Origin of the sequence: Pseudomonas sp. D1-1, assembly GCF_051132225.1 — a bacterium.
Classification (GTDB): Bacteria; Pseudomonadota; Gammaproteobacteria; order Pseudomonadales; family Pseudomonadaceae; genus Aquipseudomonas.
On the sequence record NZ_CP071676.1, the window covers coordinates 5712028 to 5733797 of the forward strand.

Annotated in this window: 21 protein-coding genes; 8 read left to right on the forward strand and 13 right to left on the reverse strand. The window is 61.0% G+C overall.

Annotated elements, in window-relative coordinates; genetic code table 11:
- Positions 1-82: 82 nt before the first annotated feature.
- A complete protein-coding gene (locus J3P86_RS25880) occupies positions 83-1753 on the reverse strand; it encodes a putative bifunctional diguanylate cyclase/phosphodiesterase (RefSeq protein WP_434627128.1) in 1671 nt (556 codons plus the stop codon).
- 274 nt (positions 1754-2027) lie between these two features.
- On the opposite strand from J3P86_RS25880, the gene rep reads away from it, so the two are divergent.
- Together rep and J3P86_RS25890 are read left to right on the forward strand one after the other, a co-directional pair.
- Entirely contained in the window at positions 2028-4037 is a 2010-nt protein-coding gene (gene rep / locus J3P86_RS25885) for a DNA helicase Rep (RefSeq protein WP_305497937.1), read from the forward strand.
- Between the two features lie 54 nt (positions 4038-4091).
- Positions 4092-4664, forward strand: a complete 573-nt coding sequence (locus J3P86_RS25890; RefSeq protein WP_434699119.1) for a xanthine phosphoribosyltransferase — start codon at positions 4092-4094, stop codon at positions 4662-4664.
- A gap of 107 nt (positions 4665-4771) precedes the next feature.
- Here J3P86_RS25890 and J3P86_RS25895 read toward each other — a convergent pair whose 3' ends face one another.
- The 6 genes from J3P86_RS25895 to dadA all read right to left on the reverse strand — a co-directional run bounded on the left by J3P86_RS25895 (position 4772) and on the right by dadA (position 10918).
- A complete protein-coding gene (locus J3P86_RS25895) occupies positions 4772-6706 on the reverse strand; it encodes an acetyl-CoA hydrolase/transferase C-terminal domain-containing protein (protein WP_434699120.1) in 1935 nt (644 codons plus the stop codon).
- A 137-nt stretch (positions 6707-6843) separates the two neighbouring features.
- Positions 6844-7257, reverse strand: coding sequence for a c-type cytochrome (locus tag J3P86_RS25900; protein WP_434574329.1), 414 nt, complete (start codon positions 7255-7257; stop codon positions 6844-6846).
- A gap of 183 nt (positions 7258-7440) precedes the next feature.
- Positions 7441-7989, reverse strand: a complete 549-nt coding sequence (locus tag J3P86_RS25905; RefSeq protein WP_030138196.1) for a cupin domain-containing protein — start codon at positions 7987-7989, stop codon at positions 7441-7443.
- 128 nt (positions 7990-8117) lie between these two features.
- Positions 8118-9191: an alanine racemase gene (gene alr, locus J3P86_RS25910; protein ID WP_434627121.1), complete on the reverse strand. Its 1074-nt coding sequence runs from the start codon at positions 9189-9191 to the stop codon at positions 8118-8120.
- 97 nt (positions 9192-9288) lie between these two features.
- Positions 9289-9642: a RidA family protein gene (locus J3P86_RS25915; RefSeq protein ID WP_434602243.1), complete on the reverse strand. Its 354-nt coding sequence runs from the start codon at positions 9640-9642 to the stop codon at positions 9289-9291.
- On the reverse strand, positions 9614-10918 hold the full coding sequence (dadA, locus tag J3P86_RS25920; protein ID WP_434627119.1) for a D-amino acid dehydrogenase: 1305 nt from the start codon (positions 10916-10918) through the stop codon (positions 9614-9616). The genes J3P86_RS25915 and dadA overlap by 29 nt, the downstream gene beginning before the upstream one ends.
- Before the next feature lie 155 nt (positions 10919-11073).
- On the opposite strand from dadA, the gene J3P86_RS25925 reads away from it, so the two are divergent.
- Positions 11074-11562: an Lrp/AsnC ligand binding domain-containing protein gene (locus J3P86_RS25925; RefSeq protein WP_003206849.1), complete on the forward strand. Its 489-nt coding sequence runs from the start codon at positions 11074-11076 to the stop codon at positions 11560-11562.
- A gap of 109 nt (positions 11563-11671) precedes the next feature.
- Here the strand turns inward: J3P86_RS25925 and J3P86_RS25930 are convergent, their stop codons facing one another.
- Positions 11672-12025 carry a YkgJ family cysteine cluster protein gene (locus J3P86_RS25930; RefSeq protein WP_434570927.1) on the reverse strand — a complete coding sequence of 118 codons (354 nt, stop codon included), beginning with the start codon at positions 12023-12025 and terminating at the stop codon, positions 11672-11674.
- A 146-nt stretch (positions 12026-12171) separates the two neighbouring features.
- Between J3P86_RS25930 and J3P86_RS25935 the strand changes: the two genes are divergently transcribed.
- Positions 12172-13485 carry an NAD(P)/FAD-dependent oxidoreductase gene (locus J3P86_RS25935; protein ID WP_434627117.1) on the forward strand — a complete coding sequence of 438 codons (1314 nt, stop codon included), beginning with the start codon at positions 12172-12174 and terminating at the stop codon, positions 13483-13485.
- Between the two features lie 112 nt (positions 13486-13597).
- Here the strand turns inward: J3P86_RS25935 and J3P86_RS25940 are convergent, their stop codons facing one another.
- Positions 13598-13843, reverse strand: coding sequence for a DUF1127 domain-containing protein (locus J3P86_RS25940; protein WP_305497928.1), 246 nt, complete (start codon positions 13841-13843; stop codon positions 13598-13600).
- A 177-nt stretch (positions 13844-14020) separates the two neighbouring features.
- Between J3P86_RS25940 and J3P86_RS25945 the strand changes: the two genes are divergently transcribed.
- Positions 14021-15454: a PLP-dependent aminotransferase family protein gene (locus tag J3P86_RS25945; RefSeq protein ID WP_434627115.1), complete on the forward strand. Its 1434-nt coding sequence runs from the start codon at positions 14021-14023 to the stop codon at positions 15452-15454.
- A 62-nt stretch (positions 15455-15516) separates the two neighbouring features.
- On the forward strand, positions 15517-17082 hold the full coding sequence (locus J3P86_RS25950; RefSeq protein WP_434627113.1) for a phospholipase D family protein: 1566 nt from the start codon (positions 15517-15519) through the stop codon (positions 17080-17082).
- A gap of 39 nt (positions 17083-17121) precedes the next feature.
- Here J3P86_RS25950 and J3P86_RS25955 read toward each other — a convergent pair whose 3' ends face one another.
- Together J3P86_RS25955 and J3P86_RS25960 are read right to left on the reverse strand one after the other, a co-directional pair.
- Positions 17122-18264: an MFS transporter gene (locus J3P86_RS25955; protein ID WP_434627111.1), complete on the reverse strand. Its 1143-nt coding sequence runs from the start codon at positions 18262-18264 to the stop codon at positions 17122-17124.
- 181 nt (positions 18265-18445) lie between these two features.
- Positions 18446-19939, reverse strand: coding sequence for an aldehyde dehydrogenase (locus tag J3P86_RS25960; protein WP_434627109.1), 1494 nt, complete (start codon positions 19937-19939; stop codon positions 18446-18448).
- Between the two features lie 231 nt (positions 19940-20170).
- Between J3P86_RS25960 and J3P86_RS25965 the strand changes: the two genes are divergently transcribed.
- Positions 20171-20533: a cupin domain-containing protein gene (locus J3P86_RS25965; protein ID WP_434627107.1), complete on the forward strand. Its 363-nt coding sequence runs from the start codon at positions 20171-20173 to the stop codon at positions 20531-20533.
- Positions 20534-20638: 105 nt separating this feature from the next.
- Entirely contained in the window at positions 20639-20950 is a 312-nt protein-coding gene (locus J3P86_RS25970; RefSeq protein WP_434627105.1) for a hypothetical protein, read from the forward strand.
- 101 nt (positions 20951-21051) lie between these two features.
- On the opposite strand, the gene rpmG is transcribed toward J3P86_RS25970, so the two are convergent.
- Entirely contained in the window at positions 21052-21207 is a 156-nt protein-coding gene (gene rpmG / locus J3P86_RS25975) for a 50S ribosomal protein L33 (protein ID WP_003177274.1), read from the reverse strand.
- Positions 21208-21218: 11 nt separating this feature from the next.
- Positions 21219-21452, reverse strand: coding sequence for a 50S ribosomal protein L28 (gene rpmB / locus J3P86_RS25980; RefSeq protein WP_003177273.1), 234 nt, complete (start codon positions 21450-21452; stop codon positions 21219-21221).
- Positions 21453-21770 lie beyond the last annotated feature (318 nt).

Genomic DNA, 21770 nt, shown 5'->3' on the forward strand with positions numbered 1-21770 from the left:
CTCGCGAAGGCGGTGTGTCAGTTGGTGGATGTCCGGCTGACACCCCGCTTTCGCGAGCAGGCTCGCTCCCACAGGGTTTGTGTCAGCTCACGATTTCCTGCGTCGCCTGGCCACCCTCAAACGCCAGGTATTCAACCAACTCCACCAACGGCAGCGGCTTGCTGATCAGGAAGCCCTGCACCTGATCGCAACCGAAACCCCGCAGCAGATCCATCTGTTCACGGGTCTCGACGCCTTCGGCCACGACTTCAAGATTGAGGTTATGGGCCAGGTTGATCATCGCGTGCACCAGCTTGCGGTTCTCTTCACGCTGCTCCATGCCGCCAACGAAACTCTTGTCGATCTTGAGCAGGGCGATGGGCAGGCTGTTGAGGTGCACGAAGGAGGAAAATCCGGTACCGAAATCGTCCAGGGAGAACCGCACGCCCAGGCGGCCCAAGGCATCCATGGTCTGCTTGACCATTTCGCTGCGACGCATGACGGCGGTTTCGGTGAGTTCGAACTCCAGCCACTGGGCCTCGACACCCCGTTCGCTGATCAACCGACTCAAGGTCGGCAGCAGCTGACTGTCCTGGAATTGCCGGAACGACAGGTTGATCGCCATATGCAGCGGCGCGAGCCCGCGCTCGCGCAAGGCCTGCATGTCCCGTAACGCCCGGGAAATTACCCAGTAGCCCAACGGTACGATCAGGCCGCTCTGCTCGGCCAGTGGCACGAATTCGCTCGGCGGCAACAGCCCGCGCTCGCCGTGACGCCAGCGCACCAGGGCTTCGAGGCCGACGATGGTGCCATCGGCAAGGTTCAGCCGCGGCTGGTAATGCAATTCCAGTTCGTCGCGACGCAGCGCCCGGCGCAGTTCGCTTTCCAGGTCGGCGAGACTGCGGGCGTTGCGATTGATGCGCTCATTGAAGATATGAAAAGTGCAGCCTTGCGTGCTCTTGGCCTGCTGCATGGCGATATGCGCGTGCCACATCAGCGGGTCGGCACCGGCCTGGGCGCGAGCATGGGCGATCCCCAGGCTGCAGCCGATCAGCAGGCTTTCGCCATCGACCCAGTAGGGTTCGGCCATGGCTTCGGTGATGCGCTCAGCCATCCACTCGGCCCGCTGGGGCGCGCGGCGGGTATCGATCAGCAGGGCGAATTCGTCGCTGCCCAGCCGCGCCAGTTGATCACCGACTTCCAGCGCGCCCTTGAGCCGCGAGACCACCTGCAGGATCAGACGGTCGCCGGCCTGATGACCGAGCGCGTCGTTGGCGTGACGAAAGTTATCCAGATCCAGATGGCCGAGCGCCAGGCCACGGCCTTCGTTTTCAGCCAGGCGTGCCGCCAGCAGGGTCTGGAAGCCTTGGCGGTTGGCGATGCCGGTCAACGGGTCCTGCTCGGCGAGCCGTTGCAGAGTGTTTTCCAGCACCCCGCGCTCGCGCACATGACGAAGGCAACGACGCAGCGTCGCCTCATCGAGTACGTCACGCACCAGCCAGTCGCTGACGCCGTCCGGGGGAGTCGCCGGCTCGTGCTCAAGCAACAGCACCGTTGGCAGGCGGCAACGACCGGGCGCTGGTTGCAAAGCAGCGACAGTCAACAGGACCGCATTGCGGTTGTCTTCGAACAGGCTGCTGACCGACTCCCAGCTCGGGGCGCTGATCAACACGACCGAGGGGCCCATGGGCGCCAGGCACTCGCGCAATATCGCTGACCACTCAGGCGTTTCGGCCAATAAGAGCAAACGCAAGGGTTCGACAGGCGTAGACAAGCTGACTCCCTAGACTCTGCAAGGTGGTAGGCGCGGGGCATTATGACTCGTCGACAGGCAATCACCAATGCCAATGGTTCTCAAACACTCGGTTTTGACGGTTTTTCACCTTAAAAACGAACGTTAGACCCAAATCCCGTCCGCATCCTGAGGGAAAGTAACAAAAGCGGCAATTGAAGATGATGTGCAGCGTCACAAGTCGGACAGAGCAGCACAAATCTCAGAGCCTGTTAAAATGCCGGCCCATTTCGCAAACGACTCCCTGAACCCTGTCATGTCCCGACTCAATCCCCGGCAGCAAGAAGCCGTGAACTATGTCGGCGGCCCTCTTTTGGTGCTCGCCGGTGCAGGCTCCGGCAAGACCAGCGTGATCACCCGCAAGATCGCGCACCTGATCCAGAATTGCGGCATCCGCGCCCAGTACATCGTCGCGATGACTTTCACCAACAAGGCCGCGCGGGAAATGAAGGAACGGGTCGGCGGTCTGTTGCGCGCCGGCGAAGGCCGTGGCCTGACGGTCTGTACGTTCCACAACCTGGGCCTGAACATCATTCGCAAGGAACACGCGCGACTTGGCTACAAGCCGGGCTTCTCGATTTTCGACGAGACCGACGTCAAGGCCTTGATGACCGACATCATGCAGAAGGAATACTCGGGCGACGACGGCGTCGACGAGATCAAGAACATGATCGGCGCCTGGAAAAACGACCTGATCCTGCCGCCCGAAGCCCTGGAGAACGCCCGCAACCCCAAGGAACAGACCGCCGCCATCGTCTACGCCCACTACCAGCGCACCCTCAAGGCCTTCAACGCGGTGGACTTCGACGACCTGATCCTGCTGCCGGTCAAGCTGTTCCAGGACCACGCCGACATCCTTGAGAAATGGCAGAACAAAGTCCGTTACCTATTGGTGGACGAATATCAGGACACCAACGCCAGCCAGTATCTGCTGGTGAAACTGCTGATCGGCAAACGCAACCAGTTCACCGTGGTCGGCGACGATGACCAGTCGATCTACGCCTGGCGCGGCGCGCGGCCGGAAAACCTGATGTTGCTCAAGGAAGACTACCCATCGCTCAAGGTGGTGATGCTGGAGCAGAACTATCGCTCCACCAGCCGCATCCTGCGCTGCGCCAACGTGCTGATCTCCAACAACCCCCACGAATTCGAAAAGCAGCTGTGGAGCGAAATGGGTCACGGTGACGAGATCCGTGTGATCCGTTGCCGCAACGAAGACGCCGAAGCCGAGCGCGTGGCCATGGAAATCCTCAGCCTGCACCTGCGCACCGACCGGCCCTACAGCGATTTTGCGATCCTCTATCGCGGCAACTACCAGGCCAAGCTGATCGAGCTGAAGTTGCAGCATCACCAGATCCCCTATCGTCTGTCGGGGGGCAACAGCTTCTTCGGACGCCAGGAAGTGAAGGACCTGATGGCCTACTTCCGCCTGATCGTGAACCCGGACGACGATAACGCCTTCTTGCGGGTGATCAACGTGCCACGCCGGGAAATCGGTTCGACCACCCTGGAAAAACTCGGCAACTACGCCACCGAGCGCAAGATCTCGATGTACGCCGCCACCGATGAAATCGGCTTGGGCGAACATCTGGACAGCCGCTTCACCGACCGCCTGGCGCGCTTCAAACGCTTCATGGACAAGGTCCGCGAGCAGTGTGCCGGCGAAGACCCGATCGCGGCGCTGCGCAGCATGGTCATGGACATCGACTATGAAAACTGGCTGCGCACCAACAGTTCCAGCGACAAGGCCGCCGACTACCGCATGGGCAACGTCTGGTTCCTGATCGAAGCGCTGAAAAACACTTTGGAAAAGGATGAAGACGGCGACATGACCGTCGAGGACGCCATCGGCAAGCTCGTTTTGCGGGATATGCTCGAGCGGCAGCAGGAAGAGGAAGAAGGCGCCGAAGGCGTCCAGATGATGACGCTGCACGCCTCCAAGGGCCTGGAATTTCCCTACGTGTTCATCATGGGCATGGAAGAGGAAATCCTCCCGCACCGCTCCAGCATCGAAGCCGACACCATTGAAGAAGAACGGCGCCTGGCCTACGTCGGGATTACCCGGGCGCGCCAGACGCTGGCCTTCACCTTCGCCGCCAAGCGCAAGCAGTACGGCGAAGTGATCGACTGCGCCCCGAGCCGTTTTCTCGATGAACTGCCGCCGGACGACTTGGCCTGGGAGGGCAATGACGACACGCCGACGGAAGTCAAAGCCGTTCGCGGCAACAGCGCCCTGGCGGATATACGCGCGATGTTGAAGCGCTAGAATCGATTATTTTTTACTGACTTCAGGCGCCGACGCGTCATCAGAGGAGGCTTCATGGAAGCCCTGCACCAGAAAATTCGTGAACAAGGCATCGTGCTTTCCGATCAGGTCCTGAAGGTTGATGCGTTCCTCAACCACCAGATCGACCCGCAGTTGATGAAGCTGATCGGCGACGAATTCGCCGCGCTGTTCAAGGATTCGGGCATCACCAAGATCGTCACCATCGAGGCCTCGGGCATCGCCCCGGCGATCATGACCGGGCTGAACCTTGGCGTGCCGGTGATCTTCGCGCGCAAACAGCAGTCGCTGACCCTGACGGAGAACCTGTTGTCCGCCACCGTGTATTCGTTCACCAAGAAGACCGAAAGCACCGTCGCCGTCAGCCCGCGCCACCTGACCAGCAGCGACCGAGTGCTGATCATCGATGACTTCCTGGCCAACGGCAAAGCCTCCCAGGCGCTGATTTCCATCATCAAGCAGGCCGGCGCTACCGTGGCCGGGCTGGGCATCGTGATCGAGAAATCCTTCCAGGGTGGCCGCGCTGAGCTGGATGCCCAGGGCTACCGCGTCGAGTCGTTGGCGCGGGTGAAATCGCTGGCGGGTGGGGTAGTGACGTTCATCGACTGATCTCCCATATCCTCTGTGGGAGCGAGCTTGCTCGCGATAGCGGTCTGTCAGACACATTTTATTTAGCAGATACACCGCCATCGCGAGCAAGCTCGCTCCCACAGGGGTCAGGTTGCTGTTTGTTGCACGGTCGCCTTCAGCCCCGCCAGCAGCAACCGCTGGGCCAACTCTTCCTTCAGCCCCTCCGGGCTCGTCAGCTGCATCCGTTCCAGATGCCCGGCAAACTCCCAGGGCTCCGGTGCATCCAGCGCGGCCTTGCCCAACTCCAGGATCTCGGTGAGCTTGAACTTGCTCTTGAGCCAGTTCAGCGCCCGCAGCAGATCCCGCTCCAGCCCATCGAAATCGCAGCCCAACGGATATTCCGGGAACAGATTGGGATGCCGCGCCTGGATCGCCTGCAAACGCTCCGACGTGTTGTCGGCGAAACGTGGGTCGAGACGGAAATCCTTCGGCAATTTGCCGGAGCTCTGGGCCTGCTCGATCAGCCCCGGCTGAAAGCGTGAATCGCTGATGTTGAGCAATGCCTCGATCACCGCCGCGTCGGTCTTGCCGCGCAGGTCGGCAATGCCGTACTCGGTCACGACGATGTCCCGCAGGTGCCGGGGAATCGTGCAATGCCCGTATTCCCAGACGATATTGGAGCTGACCACGCCGCCTGACTCGCGCCAACTGCGCAGCAGCAGGATCGAGCGCGCCCCTTCCAGCGCATGCCCTTGGGCAACAAAGTTGTATTGCCCACCCACACCGCTGAGCACCCGCCCGTCTTCCAATTGGTCAGCCACCCCGGCACCGAGCAACGTCATGGTGAACACCGTGTTGATGAAACGCGCATCAAGCCGCTGCAGGCGCTTGAGTTGTTCCTGGCCGTACAACTCGTTGATGTAGCTGATGCGCGTCATGTTGAATTCGAAGCGCCGGCTCTGCGGCAACTCGCGCAAACGCTCGTAGAAGCTGCCCGGGCCGAGGAAGAACCCGCCATGGATGCAAATGCCGTCGGGTTGCGCCGCCTCGTCGAGCGTTCCGGCGTTCGCCTGCTCCTGGGTCGGCTCATCGGGATAGACCTTGCGCCGGATAATCCCGGCCTCCGCAAGCACCAGCAAACCGTTGACGAACATTTCGCTGCAACCGTAAAGCCCTTTGGCAAACGGCTCGGTCCCGCCTTCACGCTCGATCAACTGCGCCCACTGGCTGAGATTCAGGTCCGCCAACAACGCCTGGTAACCAGCGTTATCGGCCTGGCGCGCCAACAGCGCCGCCGTCAACGCATCGCCCATGGAGCCGATGCCGATCTGCAACGTACCGCCGTCACGCACCAGGGTGCTGGCATGCAGGCCGATCAAATGGTCCTGGAACCCCACCGGCATGTTCGGCGTGGAGAACAGCGTGTGGCTGTCCTTCTCGTCGATCAGCAGGTCGAAAGCGTCAATGCCGATTTCCGCATCACCGGGCATGTAGGGCAATTCGCTGTGGACCTGCCCGACCATGAGGATGGTCTCGCCCGCCTCGCGTCGCCTGGCAATCATCGGCAACAGGTCCAGGGTGATGTCCGGGTTGCAGCTCAGGCTCAGGCGATCCGGATGTTCCGGGTCGCTCGCCACCAATTGCGCAATCAGGTTCAGGCCGGCCGCGTTGATGTCCCGCGCCGCGTGGCTGTAGTTGCTGCTGACGTAGTCCTGCTGCGCCGCTGCACTGTGCAGCAGGCTGCCGGGCTGCATGAAGAATTGCTGCACGCGGATGTTTGCCGGCAGGCTGTCGCGCTGCAGATCGGCAAGGTAATCGAGTTCGGGATAGTCGCCGAAGACCCGTTCGACGAAGGGCTCGAGGAAACGCTTCTGCAAACCGTCGCCCAGGCTCGGTCGACCCAGGCTCAACGCCGTGTAGATAGTCAGCTGCCGCTCGGGCAGTTGGGCGATGCGCCGGTACAGCGCGTTGGCGAACAGGTTGGGCTTGCCCAGCCCCAATGGCATGCCCAGGTGGATATGCGCGGGCAAGCGCTCGAGCACGTCATCCACTGCCTGTTCGATTGAACACAACTGCACCATCCGACCCTCCGGGACATTCCTTGAATGTGGGTTGGACCGAGCTTGCCGGGTCTTGGTTGCGATGAACAGCCCTGGGAAAAATTCCAGGCGCAAAAAAGCCGCTCGAAAGCGGCTTTTTCGTGAAAGATGCTGGCGAATTACAGGCCGGACATCTCTTTGATGGCGCCCTTGAGCTCATCATCGGAGCAGTCGGCGCAAGTGCCTTTGGGCGGCATGGCGTTTACGCCAGTAATAGCCTTGGCCAGGATGCCGTCGAGGCCGCCCTGGTGATCGGCGCGCTCTTTCCAGGCCGCCTTGTCACCGATTTTCGGAGCGCCCAGCAGGCCAGTGCCGTGGCAGGCGTTGCAATGCTTGGCAATGACGTCTTTGGGTGCCTTGGCACCGCCTGCGCCGCCGGCTGCAGTGGCCACTTCCATGCCTTTGCATTCCTTGCCCTGAACACAAACCTGGCCAACGGGTTCAAGGCGCTTGGCGATTTCGTCGTTCGGCGCCGCTTGAGCGCTCGCAGCCCATAGGGCCAATACGGTTGCTGGTGCAGCCAGCATTTTCATAATTAGGTTCACGCGTACACCCTCAATGGTGGCTAGTCACGCCTGCGGCCACGGTTTGCAGGCGGGCGCAAGTATAGCGGTAAGCCTGTCACTCTGAAACAACCCCAAAGTCACAAGGGTCTTGTTTGTCATGACAGCCCAACATGCGGGCGCCTGTGGCGTGCGGGCCTGGCGCCTCTTGGTCTAGAAATTCGCCGGAGTGGCTGCGCTGATCAGTCGCGCCGGCACGTCGAACGGATTGCGGAAACGATGTGGCTTGGTACTTTCAAAATAGTAGCTGTCGCCGGCCTCGAGCACGAAGGTTTCTGCGCCCACCACCAGTTCCAGTCGCCCTTCCACCAGGATCCCGGTTTCCTCGCCCTCGTGGGTGAGCATTTCGTCACCGGTGTCGGCGCCAGGCGGATAGATTTCGTTCAGGAAGGCAATCGCCCGGCTCGGATGCGCCCGGCCCACCAGTTTCATGGTCACGGCGCCGTCGGAGATGTCGATCAGTTCGTTGGCTTTATAGACGATCTGGGTCGGTTTCTCCTGGAGGATCTCTTCGGAGAAAAACTCGACCATGGACATGGGAATCCCGCCAAGGACCTTGCGCAGCGAGCTGATCGAGGGGCTCACGCTGTTTTTCTCGATCATCGAAATAGTGCTGTTGGTGACGCCCGCGCGCTTGGCGAGTTCACGCTGGGAAAGGCCTTTGAGTTTACGAATGGATTGCAGTCGTTCACCGACGTCCAATGCTGGAGCCTCCAGGGAATCAGGTTGTGTGGAAAGTGAGCGTTATCATGGCGACAGCGTTCAGTATTTACAACACTTTGACCCGAATCCTGTGCGGTGAAGCGACTTCCGGTATGCGTCGCCTGGTCTCAGGTCCCGGAATAGAGCCGTGGGACACGTCGCAGGTTGCAGAATATCTGGTAAGGAATCGTGTCGGCGGCCTGCGCCACATCGCTGGCGAGAATGCTCTTGCCCCAGAGTTCGACGGTCGAGCCGAGCCCGGCCTGGGGAATATGGCTCAGGTCGACACACAGCATGTCCATCGAGACCCGCCCGACCAGTTGGCTGCGCTGGCCATCCACCAGCACTGGCGTACCGTTGGGCGCCTGGCGCGGGTAACCGTCGGCATACCCCATGGCAACCACGCCGACCCGGGTCGGCTGGGCGGTGACGAAACGGGCACCGTAGCCCACCGGCTCGCCGGCGGGAAGCTCGCGCACGCTGATGATCTTCGACTCCAGGGTCATCACCGGTTGCAGGCGCGAAGCCATGGCATTGGCTTCGTCGAAGGGTGTCGCGCCGTACAGCATGATGCCCGGCCGCACCCAGTCGCTCGGTATCTGCGGCCAACCCAGCACCGCGGGCGAGTTGCGCAGGCTGACCTCAGCCACCAGGCCCTGGCGGGCCTGCTCGAATACCGCCAATTGTTGGAGGCTGCTCGGGTCGTGCAGCTCGTCGGCGCGGGCGAAGTGGCTCATCAGGACGATTTTCGCCACGTTGCCACTCGCCAGCAGGCGACGATAGGCCGATTGATAATCGGCCGGATGCAAACCGACCCGATGCATGCCCGAGTCGAGCTTGAGCCAGACCGTGATCGGCTTGCCCAGCGTCGCGCGCTCTATCGCTTCTAGCTGCCACAACGCATGCACGACACACCAGAAGTCGTGCTCGACGATCAATGCCAGCTCATCGGCCTCGAAGAACCCTTCCAGCAACAGGATCGGCCCACGTATACCACCGGCCCGCAGTTCCAGGGCCTCTTCAATGCAGGCCACGGCGAACCCATCCGCCGTCTCCTGCAAAGCCTCGGCGCAGCGCACCGCGCCATGCCCGTAGGCGTCGGCCTTGATCACTGCAAGGGCCTTGGTCCCAGTAACTTCACGGGCCAGTTGGTAGTTATGACGCAGGGCTTGGAGATCGATCAGGGCACGGGCAGGACGCATGGCGGCAGGCTTCTAGGCGGTCATGGGTAAAAAAACCGGCGACGGCTGACGGCATCAGCCATCAACGGCGCCGGGAGAGGGAGCTTTTTGACAGTTGTCAGGGCAGCGCGGCCACCACGGACAGCTCGACCAGGATCTGCGGTTCGCACAACTTGGCCTCGACAGTGGCGCGGGCCGGGGCGACGCCCTTGGGCAGCCATTTGTCCCACACCGCATTCATGCCTTGAAAATGGGCGTCGATGTCCTTCAGGTAGATCGTCACCGACAGCAGGCGGCTCTTGTCGGTCCCGGCCAGGTCCAGCAGACGCTCGATATTTGCCAAGGTCTCGCGGGTCTGCTGCTCGATGCCGGCGCTCATGTCGTCGCCGACCTGCCCGGCCAGGTAAACGGTGCCGTTGTGCACAACGACCTGACTCATGCGGTCATTGGTGAGCTGGCGCTGGATTGCCATGTTTAGCGGACTCCTGAGGTTTGCTGCCATAACGGGAAATATCGAGGCCTTCGGCGCTGATCTGCGGCTTTTTCTTCGCCATCAGGTCCGCCAGAAGGCGACCGGAACCACAGGCCATGGTCCACCCGAGGGTGCCGTGGCCGGTATTGAGGAACAGATTCTTGAACGGCGTGGCGCCGACTATCGGCGTGCCGTCCGGGGTGGTCGGGCGCAGGCCGGTCCAGAAACTGGCCTGGGCCAGGTCGCCGCCCTGAGGATAAAGGTCGTTGACGATCATCTCCAGGGTTTCACGCCGACGCGGGTTGAGCGAGAGGTCAAAACCGGCGATTTCCGCCATGCCGCCGACGCGAATCCGGTTGTCGAACCGGGTGATCGCAACCTTGTAGGTTTCGTCGAGGATGGTCGAGGTCGGCGCCATCGCCGCATTGGTGATCGGCACGGTCAGGGAATAGCCCTTGAGTGGATACACCGGCGCGCGGATACCCAGCGGCTTGAGTAATTGCGGCGAATAGCTGCCCAGGGCCAGGACATAACGGTCGGCGGTTTCCAGCTTGCCGTCGATCCAGACACCATTGATGCGATCCCCGGCAAAATCCAGGCGCTCGATGTTCTGGTCGAAGCGAAATTGTACGCCGAGCTTCACGGCCATTTCCGCGAGGCGCGTGGTAAACATCTGGCAATCGCCGGTCTGGTCATTGGGCAGGCGCAGCGCACCGGCCAGGATGTCGGTGACATTGGCCAGGGCCGGTTCGACCCGGGCGATGCCTTCGCGATCGAGCACTTCAAACGGCACGCCCGACTCCTTGAGCACGGCGATGTCCTTGGCCGCGCCATCGAGCTGGGCCTGGGTGCGGAACAATTGGGTAGTCCCCAGGCTGCGACCTTCGTAGGCAATGCCGGTTTCGGCGCGCAATTCGTCGAGGCAGTCACGGCTGTACTCGGACAGGCGGACCATGCGCTCCTTGTTGATCGCGTAGCGGCTGGCGGTGCAGTTGCGCAGCATCTGCGCCATCCACAGGTACTGGTCGATGTCGGCGGTGGCCTTGATTGCCAGCGGCGCGTGACGCTGCAGCAGCCACTTGATGGCCTTGAGTGGCACACCCGGCGCAGCCCACGGCGAGGCGTAGCCCGGCGATACCTGGCCAGCGTTGGCGAAGCTGGTTTCCATGGCTGGCGCCGGCTGACGGTCGACCACCACCACTTCAAACCCGGCACGTGCCAGATAGTAAGCACTGACGGTACCGATGACGCCGCTACCCAAGACCAAGACGCGCATGTTGAAACCCTCATCGCGGATAACCGCTGACGTTTGTTATACAAAGCTTAGATGCGCGCAGTGTAAAAAAGATCAGCCAGTGCTTTTCACTATATAAATGCCTATATTTGGCGAGAATTCTCGGCAAAAACCCTTTTCACGGAGGCGCATCACCTGTGCGTACCAATACCCAGACCAAACGCGAGCTGGACAAGATCGACCGCAACATCCTGCGCATCCTCCAGGCCGACGGGCGAATTTCTTTCACCGAGCTGGGGGAAAAGGTCGGGCTTTCCACCACGCCTTGCACCGAGCGGGTGCGACGGCTGGAGCGCGAGGGGATCATCATGGGCTACAACGCCCGGCTCAATCCGCAGCACTTGAAGGGCAGCCTGCTGGTGTTCGTCGAAATCAGCCTCGACTATAAATCCGGCGACACGTTCGAAGAGTTCCGACGTGCCGTGCTGAAGTTGCCTCACGTACTGGAATGCCACCTGGTGTCGGGGGATTTCGACTATCTGGTGAAGGCGCGAATTTCCGAGATGGCCTCGTACCGCAAGCTGCTGGGCGACATCCTGCTCAAGCTGCCCCACGTTCGTGAGTCCAAGAGCTACATCGTGATGGAGGAAGTGAAGGAGAGCCTGAACCTGCCGATTCCGGATTGAGCCCGGCTCCAGAACACTTTCGCGAGCAGGCTCGCTCCCACGCAGGTAGGTGGCGAGCTTGTGGGAGCGAGCCTGTTCGCGAAAGCCGCGACCCGGTTTCCCTCGGCGGCTAGACCAACACCTGCCGAGTGCTGGCCATGTATGCATGAATCTGCTTCTCGACCCGCGGATGAATCAGCTCAACCGGCCGCCGCCCATTAGGGCATGGCAAGGTCGCGGTGGTGCCGAATAACCGGCAGATCAGCGGCCTTTCATCGTAGACCGTGCAACCGTTCGGCCCCAGGTGCACGCAATCGAGCGCCTCCAGGGCCGCGTCCTGTTCGGCGCGGCTCTTGCGTGGCAAACGAGCCATTTCTTCGGGCGAGGTGGTCACCGGACCACAGCAGTCATGACAGCCCGGTACGCACTCGAACGTAGGAATCTGCTGACGTAGCGTGCGGATTTTTTGACTGTTGCAGCTCATCGAGGCCATTACCGAATCGGGACAGCTGAGGATTCTGCCTTAAAAGCCCCATGCCAGACAGCGTCCGCCGACCAGTGTTGCCGACTGGGGAAAGCCCGGCTTATGCTCCGTAAAATTTCTCAAACACAACAATCAGGATTACGCACATGAACGCCCGTGTTCAGCAACCTGTCCCGAGCCACGCGCACGCCGCCTCCTACTACGCCGCCAGCAGCCTGCCGCAGCCGGACCATCCGGTGCTGCAAGGCGAGTTGGTGGCGGATGTCTGCGTGGTGGGCGGCGGGTTCTCCGGGCTGAACACAGCCATCGAGCTGGCCGAGCGCGGCCTGAGTGTGGTGCTGCTTGAGGCTCATAAGATCGGTTGGGGCGCCAGCGGGCGGAACGGCGGCCAACTGATTCGCGGCGTGGGCCATGGTCTCGATCAGTTTGCGCCAATCGTGGGCACCGACGGCGTGCGTCAGATGAAATTGATGGGGCTCGAAGCGGTGGAAATCGTCCGCCAGCGGGTCGATCGTTTTCAGATTCCTTGCGACCTCACCTGGGGCTACTGCGACCTCGCCAACAAACCCGCCGATCTTCAGGGTTTCGCCGAGGATGCCGAAGAACTCCGCAGCCTGGGCTATCGCTACGAGACGCGACTGCTGCAAGCCGATGAAATGCACAGCGTGGTGGGCTCGGATCGCTATGTTGGTGGCCTGGTCGACATGGGCTCGGGCCACCTGCATCCGCTCAACCTGGCGTTGGGAGAGGCGGCCGCAGCGCAGCAACTGGGGGTCCGGCTGTTCGAACGATCGGCGGTGATACGCATCGACTACGGGCCACAGGTAAAAGTACACACCCAACAAGGCTCGGTCCGCGCCACGACACTGGTGCTGGGCTGCAATGCCTACCTCAACGGCCTGAACCAGGAGCTGAGCGGCAAAGTGCTGCCCGCTGGCAGCTATATCATTGCCACCGAACCGCTGAGCGAAGCGCAGGCAAACGCGCTGTTGCCACAGAACATGGCGGTCTGTGACCAGCGGGTGGCGCTGGATTACTACCGGCTTTCGGCGGATCGACGCTTGTTGTTTGGCGGGGCTTGTCACTATTCCGGCCGAGACCCGCAAGACATCGGCGCGTACATGCGGCCGAAAATGCTCAAGGTCTTCCCGCAACTGGCAGACGTGAAGATCGATTATCAATGGGGCGGGATGATCGGCATCGGCGCCAACCGCCTGCCGCAGCTCGGCCGGCTCAAGGATCAGCCCAACGTGTATTACGCCCAGGCCTATTCCGGTCATGGGGTGAATGCCACGCACCTGGCCGGCAAGTTGTTGGCCGAGGCTATCAGCGGCCAGCAGGGCGGTGGGTTCGACCTGTTTGCCAAGGTACCGCACATGACATTCCCGGGCGGCAAGCATTTGCGCTCGCCGCTGTTGGCGCTGGGGATGTTGTGGCACCGGTTGAAAGAATTGATCTGACCGTGGCGAGGGAGCTTGCTCCCGCTGGGTTGCGTAGCAGCCTGAGATCCTGCGGTCGCTGCGCAACCGAGCGGGAGCAAGCTCCCTCGCCACAGGTTTATGTGATATCGCTTCAAAGCCGCCAGAACGGCTTCAACCCTTCCGCCCGGGCCTGCTCCCGGCTCAGGCCGATATCGCGCAACTGTTCGGTTGTCAGCTCCAACAAGGCCTTGCGTGTATGCAGACGATGCCAGAACAGGCCCCAGCGGCTCAAGCCGGACGGGGCATTGCGCAGCATGGCATCACGCAGCCCCTTTTCCTGCCCCGCCGCCAGTTCCTGACTGTGTAACGTCAGCCGTACATCGCTCAAGCCGTTCATTTTGATCGCTCCTGTTTACTTGGGTAGCCAGAGCTTTCATGATGCGCGGGCGGCCAGATTCAATACAGATTCAACCAATACCTTTTATAGCCATACAGATTGAGCGTTTCGGGCACTGAATTATAATTTTGCGGCTCATCTGTATCGGTTGTCGTTTTCATCTCATCGGGATGCACCATGACTCTTTACGTGAACCTCGCCGAATTGCTCGGCACTCGCATCGAACAGGGCTTCTACCGCCCCGGCGACCGGCTGCCGTCGGTGCGTGCCTTGAGCACCGAACACGGGGTCAGCCTGAGTACCGTGCAGCAGGCCTATCGCGTCCTGGAAGACAGCGGACTGGCGATGCCGAAACCCAAGTCCGGCTATTTCGTCCCGGTCAGCCGCGAGCTGCCGGACCTGCCAGCGGTTGGCCGCCCGGCCCAGCGCCCGGTGGACATCTCCCAATGGGACCAGGTGCTGGAGCTGATACGCGCGGTGCCGCGCAAGGATGTCGTACAGTTGGGCCGCGGCATGCCGGATATCCATTCACCGACCATGAAACCGTTGCTGCGCAGCCTGGCGCAGATCAGCCGGCGCCAAGACATGCCCGGCCTGTACTACGACAATATCTACGGCAACCTCGAACTGCGTGAGCAGATCGCCCGGCTGTCCCTGGACTCGGGCTGCCAACTCGGCGCCAGCGACCTGATCGTCACCACCGGTTGCCACGAGGCGCTGTCGGTCAGCATCCGCGCCACCTGCGAGCAGGGCGACATCGTTGCGGTGGACTCCCCCAGCTTCCACGGTGCCATGCAGACGCTGAAGGGCCTGGGCATGAAGGCTTTGGAAATACCCACCGATCCGCTCACCGGCATCAGCCTGGAAGCGCTGGAACTGGCACTTGAGCAATGGCCGATCAAGGCCATACAGTTGACCCCCAGCTGCAACAACCCGCTGGGCTACATCATGCCGGAGGCCAACAAGCGCGCTTTGCTGACCCTGGCGCAGCGCTTCGATGTGGCGATTATCGAAGACGATGTGTATGGGGAACTGGCCTACACCTATCCGCGTCCTCGCACCATCAAGTCCTTCGACGACGATGGTCGCGTCCTGCTCTGCAGTTCTTTTTCCAAGACCCTTGCCCCTGGCCTTCGGGTCGGCTGGGTAGCGCCGGGGCGCTATCTGGAACGGGTGCTGCACATGAAATACATCAGCACCGGCTCGACCGCGCCGCAACCCCAGATAGCCATCGCGGAGTTTCTCAAAGGCGGGCACTTCGAACCACATTTGCGGCGGATGCGCAGCCAATACCAGCGCAATCGTGACGTGATGATTGATTGGGTCAGCCGTTATTTCCCGGTAGGTACCCGCGCCAGCCGTCCCCGCGGCAGCTTCATGCTGTGGGTCGAATTGCCCGAGGGCTTTGACACATTGAAGCTCAACCGGATGCTGCACGACCAAGGCGTGCAGATCGCCGTCGGCAGTATCTTTTCGGCCTCGGGCAAATATCGCAATTGCCTGCGCATGAACTACGCTGCCAAGCCAACGGCACAGATCGAGGATGCGGTGCGCAAGGTTGGTGCCGTGGCTATAGCGTTGTTGAACGAAACCCAGCGAGACACCGTCTGACCGTGTAGGCAGGGAAGCAGCACCCAACAGCCGACCCACGCTAACAATCGGAACGAGCCTACGTGAGATCCAGACCGATCCTGCACGCGCTAATGCTAGTCGCCTCGCTGTTGAGCGGCTGCGCCAGTCTTGATGTCACCCGCGAACCCTCCCAGGCGTTGCCGGCCTCCGACTCAGCGTTCGGCCGCTCGGTGGCGCAACAGGCCGCCCCGCACGAGGGCCGCTCAGGCTTTCGCCTGCTGTCCGACAGTACCGAAGCCTTCACCGCCCGGGCCGAGCTGATTCGCAACGCTCAAAGCAGCCTGGATTTGCAGTACTACATCGTTCATGACGGCATCAGCACGCGCATGCTGGTCGACGAACTGCTGAAGGCAGCGGACCGTGGGGTGCGCGTGCGGATCCTGCTTGACGACACCACCAGCGACGGCCAGGAGCAAGTCATCGCGACCCTGGCCGCGCACCCGAACATCCAGATTCGCCTGTTCAACCCGTTGCATCTTGGCCGCGCCACCGGCGTGACCCGCAGCCTGGGGCGCTTGTTCAATCTGTCGCTGCAACATCGTCGGATGCACAACAAGCTCTGGCTGGCGGACAACAGCATGGCCATCGTCGGCGGCCGCAATCTCGGCGACGAATATTTCGATGCCGAACCCAACCTTAACTTCACCGACATCGACCTGCTCAGCGTCGGCCCGGTGGCCGAGCAATTGGGGCACAGCTTCGACCAATACTGGAACAGCGCGCTGAGCAAACCGATCGAACAATTCCTTTCCCATCGACCAACTCCCAAGGACCTGGAGAACAGCCGCTTGCGCCTGCAAGCTTCGCTTGAGCAGACGCACAAGGAAAACCAGACGCTCTACCAGCAACTGACCGCCTACAAGACCCAGCCGCGCCTGGACATCTGGCGCGGACAGTTGATCTGGGCCTGGAACCAGGCGCTGTGGGATGCGCCTAGCAAGGTACTGGCCAAGGATGAGCCAGACCCTCGATTGCTGCTGACGACACAACTGGGGCCGGAGCTGACCGGCGTCAGCAAGGAACTGATCATGATCTCCGCCTACTTCGTGCCCGGACAGCCAGGGCTGGTGTACCTGACCAGCCGTGCCGATGCCGGTGTCTCCGTGAGCCTCTTGACCAATTCGCTGGAAGCCACCGATGTGCCGGCGGTGCACGGCGGCTACGCGCCGTATCGCAAGGCCTTGCTGCAGCATGGCGTACGGCTGTTCGAGTTGCGCCGCCAACCCGGCGACAGCGGCGGCAGCCCGCATCTGTTCTACAGCAAGTCTTATGGCGAATCGGACTCCAGCCTGCACAGCAAGGCGATCATCTTCGATCAACAGAAGTCGTTCATTGGCTCGTTCAATTTCGATCCTCGTTCAGTGCTTTGGAACACCGAGGTCGGCGTACTGGTAGACAGCCCGAAACTCGCCGGCCAGGTTCGGGAGCTGGCTTTGCAGGGCATGGCCCCGACCCTGAGTTATCAGGCCCGCCTGGAAGATGAAAGACTGGTCTGGACCACCGAGGACAACGGCAAGCTGCACGACCTGGATCGCGAACCGGGCAGCTGGTGGCGCCGCTTCAATGCCTGGTTCGCCACGACGATCGGGTTGGAGCGGATGCTTTAGAATCTGGGCACTCTGGAGCCACAGGGTATCTGGATGAGCTCAAGCGGTTTGTGTCGCGCCGAACGCCCCTTGGCGCAACAACAGAATGACCAGGCCGAACGCCCCCGCCGCCATGAACAACGGCAGCGCATGGCCGCTGACCCACTGGCTGCCCGCCCCCGCCACCAGCGGCCCGACCAGGCAACCGATCCCCCACAGCTGCGCAACATGGGCGTTGGCCCGTACCAGCGCATCATCGCGGTAGCGCTCGCCGATCAGGATCAGCGACAAGGTAAACAGCCCACCCGCGCTGGCGCCAAACAGCACCCACAGCGGCCAGATCAACAAGGTATCGATCAGCAGCGGCACCGCGAGGCTGGACAACATCAGTGCCACCGCGCAGCCGGTGAATAGCGACCGGCGCGACAGGCGATCGGCCAGGGCGCCAATGGGCAGCTGCAACAGGGCGTCGCCGACCACCACCGTGCTGACCATCGCCAGCGCAATATCGGCACTGAAGCCCTGGCGCAGGCAATAGACCGGCAGCAGCGTCAGGATCATCGCCTCGAATGCGGCGAACAACGACACCGCCCAACCGATTGCCGGCAGGCCCCGGCAAAATTCCCACAAATCGCCGAAGGTAACGCTGCCCGCCTCACTGGCAGGCGCACCGCTGCGGCCAAGCAACAACAACGGGGCGATCAATAGCAGCCCGACACCCACCCAGAACCCGTAGTCATGATCGGTCCCCAGCGCACCGAGCAGCAGCGGGCCGGACAATTGGCTCAAGGCATAGCTGGCCCCGTACAGCGCCACCAACCGCCCGCGCCATTGCTCGATGACCAGCTGGTTGATCCAGCTCTCGCCGAGAATGAACACCAATGTCAGGACGACTCCGATCAACAGCCGCAAGAGCAGCCAGACCGGATAGCTGGGCAACAGCGCCAACAACCCGATGGACACCGCCCCGCCCCACAGGCACAGGCGCATCAGCGCCGCCGTACCGAAATGCGCCGCCAGCCGGCTCGAAACCTTGGCCCCGACCAGTACGCCAACGGCTGGCATCGCCGCCATGACGCCAATGGCGAACGAGCCATAACCCCAGCCCTCCAGGCGCAGCGACACCAGGGGCATGCTTACGCCGAGGGCAAGGCCGACGCTCAGGACAGAGGCCAACACGGCGAAATAGGTCGCCCAACGCATTTCCACGCTCCCGTGGCTAACTATCGACTCCAGGCATCACCACAAAACAATGTGGGAGCGAGCCTGCTCGCGATGACGATGCAACATTCAACAAAATCGTCGATTGTCATACCGCTTTCGCGAGCAGGCTCGCTCCCACAGGGGATGTGTGTCGACCGCCAGCTCCGCTCGTACAGAAGGATCAGAGCTTGATCCAGGTCGCCTTCAGTTCGGTGTACTTGTCGAACGCATGCAGCGACTTGTCACGGCCGTTGCCCGACTGCTTGAAGCCACCGAACGGTGCGGTCATGTCGCCACCGTCATATTGGTTGACCCATACGCTGCCGGCGCGCAAGGCCTTGGCGGTCAGGTGAGCCTTGGAGATGTCCTTGGTCCACACTGCCGCAGCCAAGCCGTACGGGGTGTCGTTGGCGATCTGGACGGCCTCTTCGGCACTGTCGAAGGCGATGACCGACAACACCGGCCCGAAGATTTCTTCCTGGGCGATTTTCATCGCGTTGCTCACGCCATCGAAAATCGTCGGCTCGACGTAGGTGCCGCCGGTTTCCTGGAGAATCCGCTTGCCACCCGCGACCAGCTTGGCGCCGTCGCTGTGACCGGCTTCGATGTAAGACAGCACGGTATTCATCTGCTGGGTATCGACCAGGGCACCGACATTGGTCGCTGGATCCAGTGGATTGCCAGGTTTCCAGCCCTTGAGAGCCTCGATCACCAGCGGCAGGAACGTGTCCTTGATCGAACGCTCCACCAGCAGGCGCGAGCCCGCCGTGCAGACTTCGCCCTGGTTGAAGGCGATGGCACTGGCGGCGGCTTCGGCGGCGGCCTGCAGGTCCGGAGCATCGGCAAATACGATGTTCGGGCTCTTGCCACCCGCCTCCAGCCAGACGCGCTTCATGTTCGACTCGCCGGAATAGATCATCAGTTGCTTGGCGATCTTGGTGGAACCGGTGAACACCAGCGTATCGACATCCATGTGCAAGGCCAGGGCCTTGCCGACCGTGTGGCCATAGCCTGGCAGCACGTTCAGCACGCCTTTGGGGATGCCGGCCTCGATGGCCAGCGCGGCGATACGAATGGCGGTCAGCGGGGATTTTTCCGACGGCTTGAGCACTACCGAGTTGCCGGTGGACAACGCCGGGCCGAGCTTCCAGCAGGCCATCATCAACGGGAAGTTCCACGGAACGATGGCACCGACCACGCCGACCGGTTCCCGGGTGACCAGGCCCAATTGGTCATGCGGGGTGGCGGCCACTTCATCGTAGAGCTTGTCGATGGCTTCACCGCTCCAGCTCAGCGCCTGCGCCGCGCCTGGAACGTCAATATTCAGGGAGTCGCTGATCGGCTTGCCCATGTCCAGGGTTTCCAGCAAGGCCAGCTCTTCGGCGTGCTGCTTGAGCAGGCCGGCAAAACGAATCATGGTGGCTTTGCGCTTGCTCGGCGCCAGGCGCGACCAGGCGCCAGAGCTGAATGTCGCGCGGGCGTTTTCGACGGCGCGCTGGGCGTCGGCCACGTCGCAACTGGCGATCTTGCCCAACAGGCGGCCGTCGACCGGGCTGAGGCAATCGAAGGTCTCGCCGGACACTGCATCGGTGTATTCGCCATTGATGAAGGCGCGGCCTTCGATCTTCAGGTCGCGGGCGCGCTGTTCCCAGTCGGCACGAGTCAGGGTGGTCATGCGAGTGTCCTCCTCTTGTTTGGGTACGAACGCCACGCTATGCGTAGCGTTCAAGAATTCTGCCTTGCCGATGTGTATTCGGCACAAGGCACCCGCCACCCTAAACCAGCGACCGGGGATGTTTCAATATATTTGACAGAAAACCAGCAAACGGCCTTGCGATGTTCGTTTTAATAAACATAGACTTTTGCTCTCCCAGCCATCCGCGCCGCAAGCACCGAGGGTAACCGCATGAGCATCCAGGACATCGTCGATTTCAGCCAGGCCAATACCACCGCCGACCGCTATCGACCGGACCCGGTCAAGGTACTTAAAGGTGATCCCGAGCAAGCGGTGTTCAATCATTACAGCAGTCCTTGCGGACAGATGAATGCGGGGGTGTGGGAAGGCGCGGTGGGCCAGTGGACGGTCAACTATACGGAGCACGAATACTGCGAAATCGTCCAAGGTGTTTCGGTGCTGCGGGACAATGAAGGGAATGCCAAGACACTTCGAGCGGGCGATCGTTTTGTAATTCCGGCCGGATTCCAAGGAACTTGGGAAGTGCTGGAAGCGTGCCGCAAGATTTATGTAGTGTTTGAGAAACAGGAATGAATCAAACGCTTACACAGTACGATATACATGGCCGCCACCCTCCTGTAATTATATCCGGGCGCCTCAATGAGGAGGCGCTGATTATAAATTATGCCAGGAGGCAACATGGCCAAAAAAAAAGCTACTACACCGCGGATCGCAGCACTGGCTGCCCTGCTGACACTAAACATTGGAGCGCTTGAAGCAATTGCCAACGAGATCCACCCTTCAGGCGTATGCACGGCTAATTTTGCTTTCAACTCCCTGCTGCCGATGAAGGTAGACGCGCAATTTCTGCACGACATGCAAGCCTATTCGGGAGCCAAGATCGTACGCCATATACGCGCAGGCGAAGCCTACACCATGGACTATCGAGATGATCGGCTCTACGTCTTCAGCGACAAGGAAAACTTTTATACCGGTCACAAGTGTGGCTGATTAATTATCAGGCAACCTTGTAAACGGTCAGGATTTCAGCCCTGAAAGAAAAAGGCCCGTATCTCGCGATACGGGCCTTTTTCGTAAGGAGGGAAAATCAATTACTTGATTTTGCCTTCCTTGTAGATCACGTGCTTGCGAACAACCGGATCATATTTCTTGATCTCGATTTTGTCCGGGGTAGTACGCTTGTTCTTGTCGGTAGTGTAGAAGTGACCAGTACCGGCGCTCGAGATCAAACGAATCAATTCACGCATGATTAGCTCCCTTAAACCTTGCCATCGCGACGAAGTTCGGCCAGCACGACACTGATGCCACGCTTGTCGATGATGCGCATGCCTTTGGCAGATACGCGCAGACGCACAAAACGTTTCTCTTCTTCAACCCAGAAGCGGTGATGCTGCAGGTTCGGCAGGAAACGACGACGGGTTTTGTTGTTTGCGTGGGAAATGTTATTCCCAGTCACCGGACCCTTACCGGTAACTTGACAGACTCTCGACATGCCTCAGCCCTCTAAAACCACATGCCCAACCCGGCATGGGTTGGCCGCTTAATCTCTCAGTCATTTGGCGCCAGGCGCCGCGTTTCTTTAAGGGTCTTACCGGCTACACCTACAGTGAAGGAACCGGGCCCCTAGAAAAGAGCGCTGCTTTATACCAGAAAGACCCAGGCACAACAACAGCCGGTGTGATTTGTCTTTACTGGAAACCCTCGATCAACAGCCTCAGGCGGCTGCGGCAAGGGCCCGCGATGCCCTGACCGCTCGTCGCGGCGCGCAGGTTTTTTTCATTCATTGGCGAGCTCGCGCCCTGAGCACGTC

Bases quoted from the DNA above. Each gene is read 5' to 3' on its own strand.
- rep (WP_305497937.1), top strand. From the start codon at position 2,028: ATGTCCCGACTCAATCCCCGGCAGCAAGAAGCCGTGAACTATGTCGGC.
- J3P86_RS25890 (WP_434699119.1), top strand. From the start codon at position 4,092: ATGGAAGCCCTGCACCAGAAAATTCGTGAACAAGGCATCGTGCTTTCC.
- J3P86_RS25895 (WP_434699120.1), bottom strand. From the start codon at position 6,706: ATGGTGCAGTTGTGTTCAATCGAACAGGCAGTGGATGACGTGCTCGAG.
- J3P86_RS25900 (WP_434574329.1), bottom strand. From the start codon at position 7,257: ATGAAAATGCTGGCTGCACCAGCAACCGTATTGGCCCTATGGGCTGCG.
- alr (WP_434627121.1), bottom strand. From the start codon at position 9,191: ATGCGTCCTGCCCGTGCCCTGATCGATCTCCAAGCCCTGCGTCATAAC.
- J3P86_RS25915 (WP_434602243.1), bottom strand. From the start codon at position 9,642: ATGGCAATCCAGCGCCAGCTCACCAATGACCGCATGAGTCAGGTCGTT.
- dadA (WP_434627119.1), bottom strand. From the start codon at position 10,918: ATGCGCGTCTTGGTCTTGGGTAGCGGCGTCATCGGTACCGTCAGTGCT.
- J3P86_RS25930 (WP_434570927.1), bottom strand. From the start codon at position 12,025: ATGAGCTGCAACAGTCAAAAAATCCGCACGCTACGTCAGCAGATTCCT.
- J3P86_RS25935 (WP_434627117.1), top strand. From the start codon at position 12,172: ATGAACGCCCGTGTTCAGCAACCTGTCCCGAGCCACGCGCACGCCGCC.
- J3P86_RS25940 (WP_305497928.1), bottom strand. From the start codon at position 13,843: ATGAACGGCTTGAGCGATGTACGGCTGACGTTACACAGTCAGGAACTG.
- J3P86_RS25945 (WP_434627115.1), top strand. From the start codon at position 14,021: ATGACTCTTTACGTGAACCTCGCCGAATTGCTCGGCACTCGCATCGAA.
- J3P86_RS25955 (WP_434627111.1), bottom strand. From the start codon at position 18,264: ATGCGTTGGGCGACCTATTTCGCCGTGTTGGCCTCTGTCCTGAGCGTC.
- J3P86_RS25960 (WP_434627109.1), bottom strand. From the start codon at position 19,939: ATGACCACCCTGACTCGTGCCGACTGGGAACAGCGCGCCCGCGACCTG.
- J3P86_RS25965 (WP_434627107.1), top strand. From the start codon at position 20,171: ATGAGCATCCAGGACATCGTCGATTTCAGCCAGGCCAATACCACCGCC.
- J3P86_RS25970 (WP_434627105.1), top strand. From the start codon at position 20,639: ATGGCCAAAAAAAAAGCTACTACACCGCGGATCGCAGCACTGGCTGCC.
- rpmG (WP_003177274.1), bottom strand. From the start codon at position 21,207: ATGCGTGAATTGATTCGTTTGATCTCGAGCGCCGGTACTGGTCACTTC.
- rpmB (WP_003177273.1), bottom strand. From the start codon at position 21,452: ATGTCGAGAGTCTGTCAAGTTACCGGTAAGGGTCCGGTGACTGGGAAT.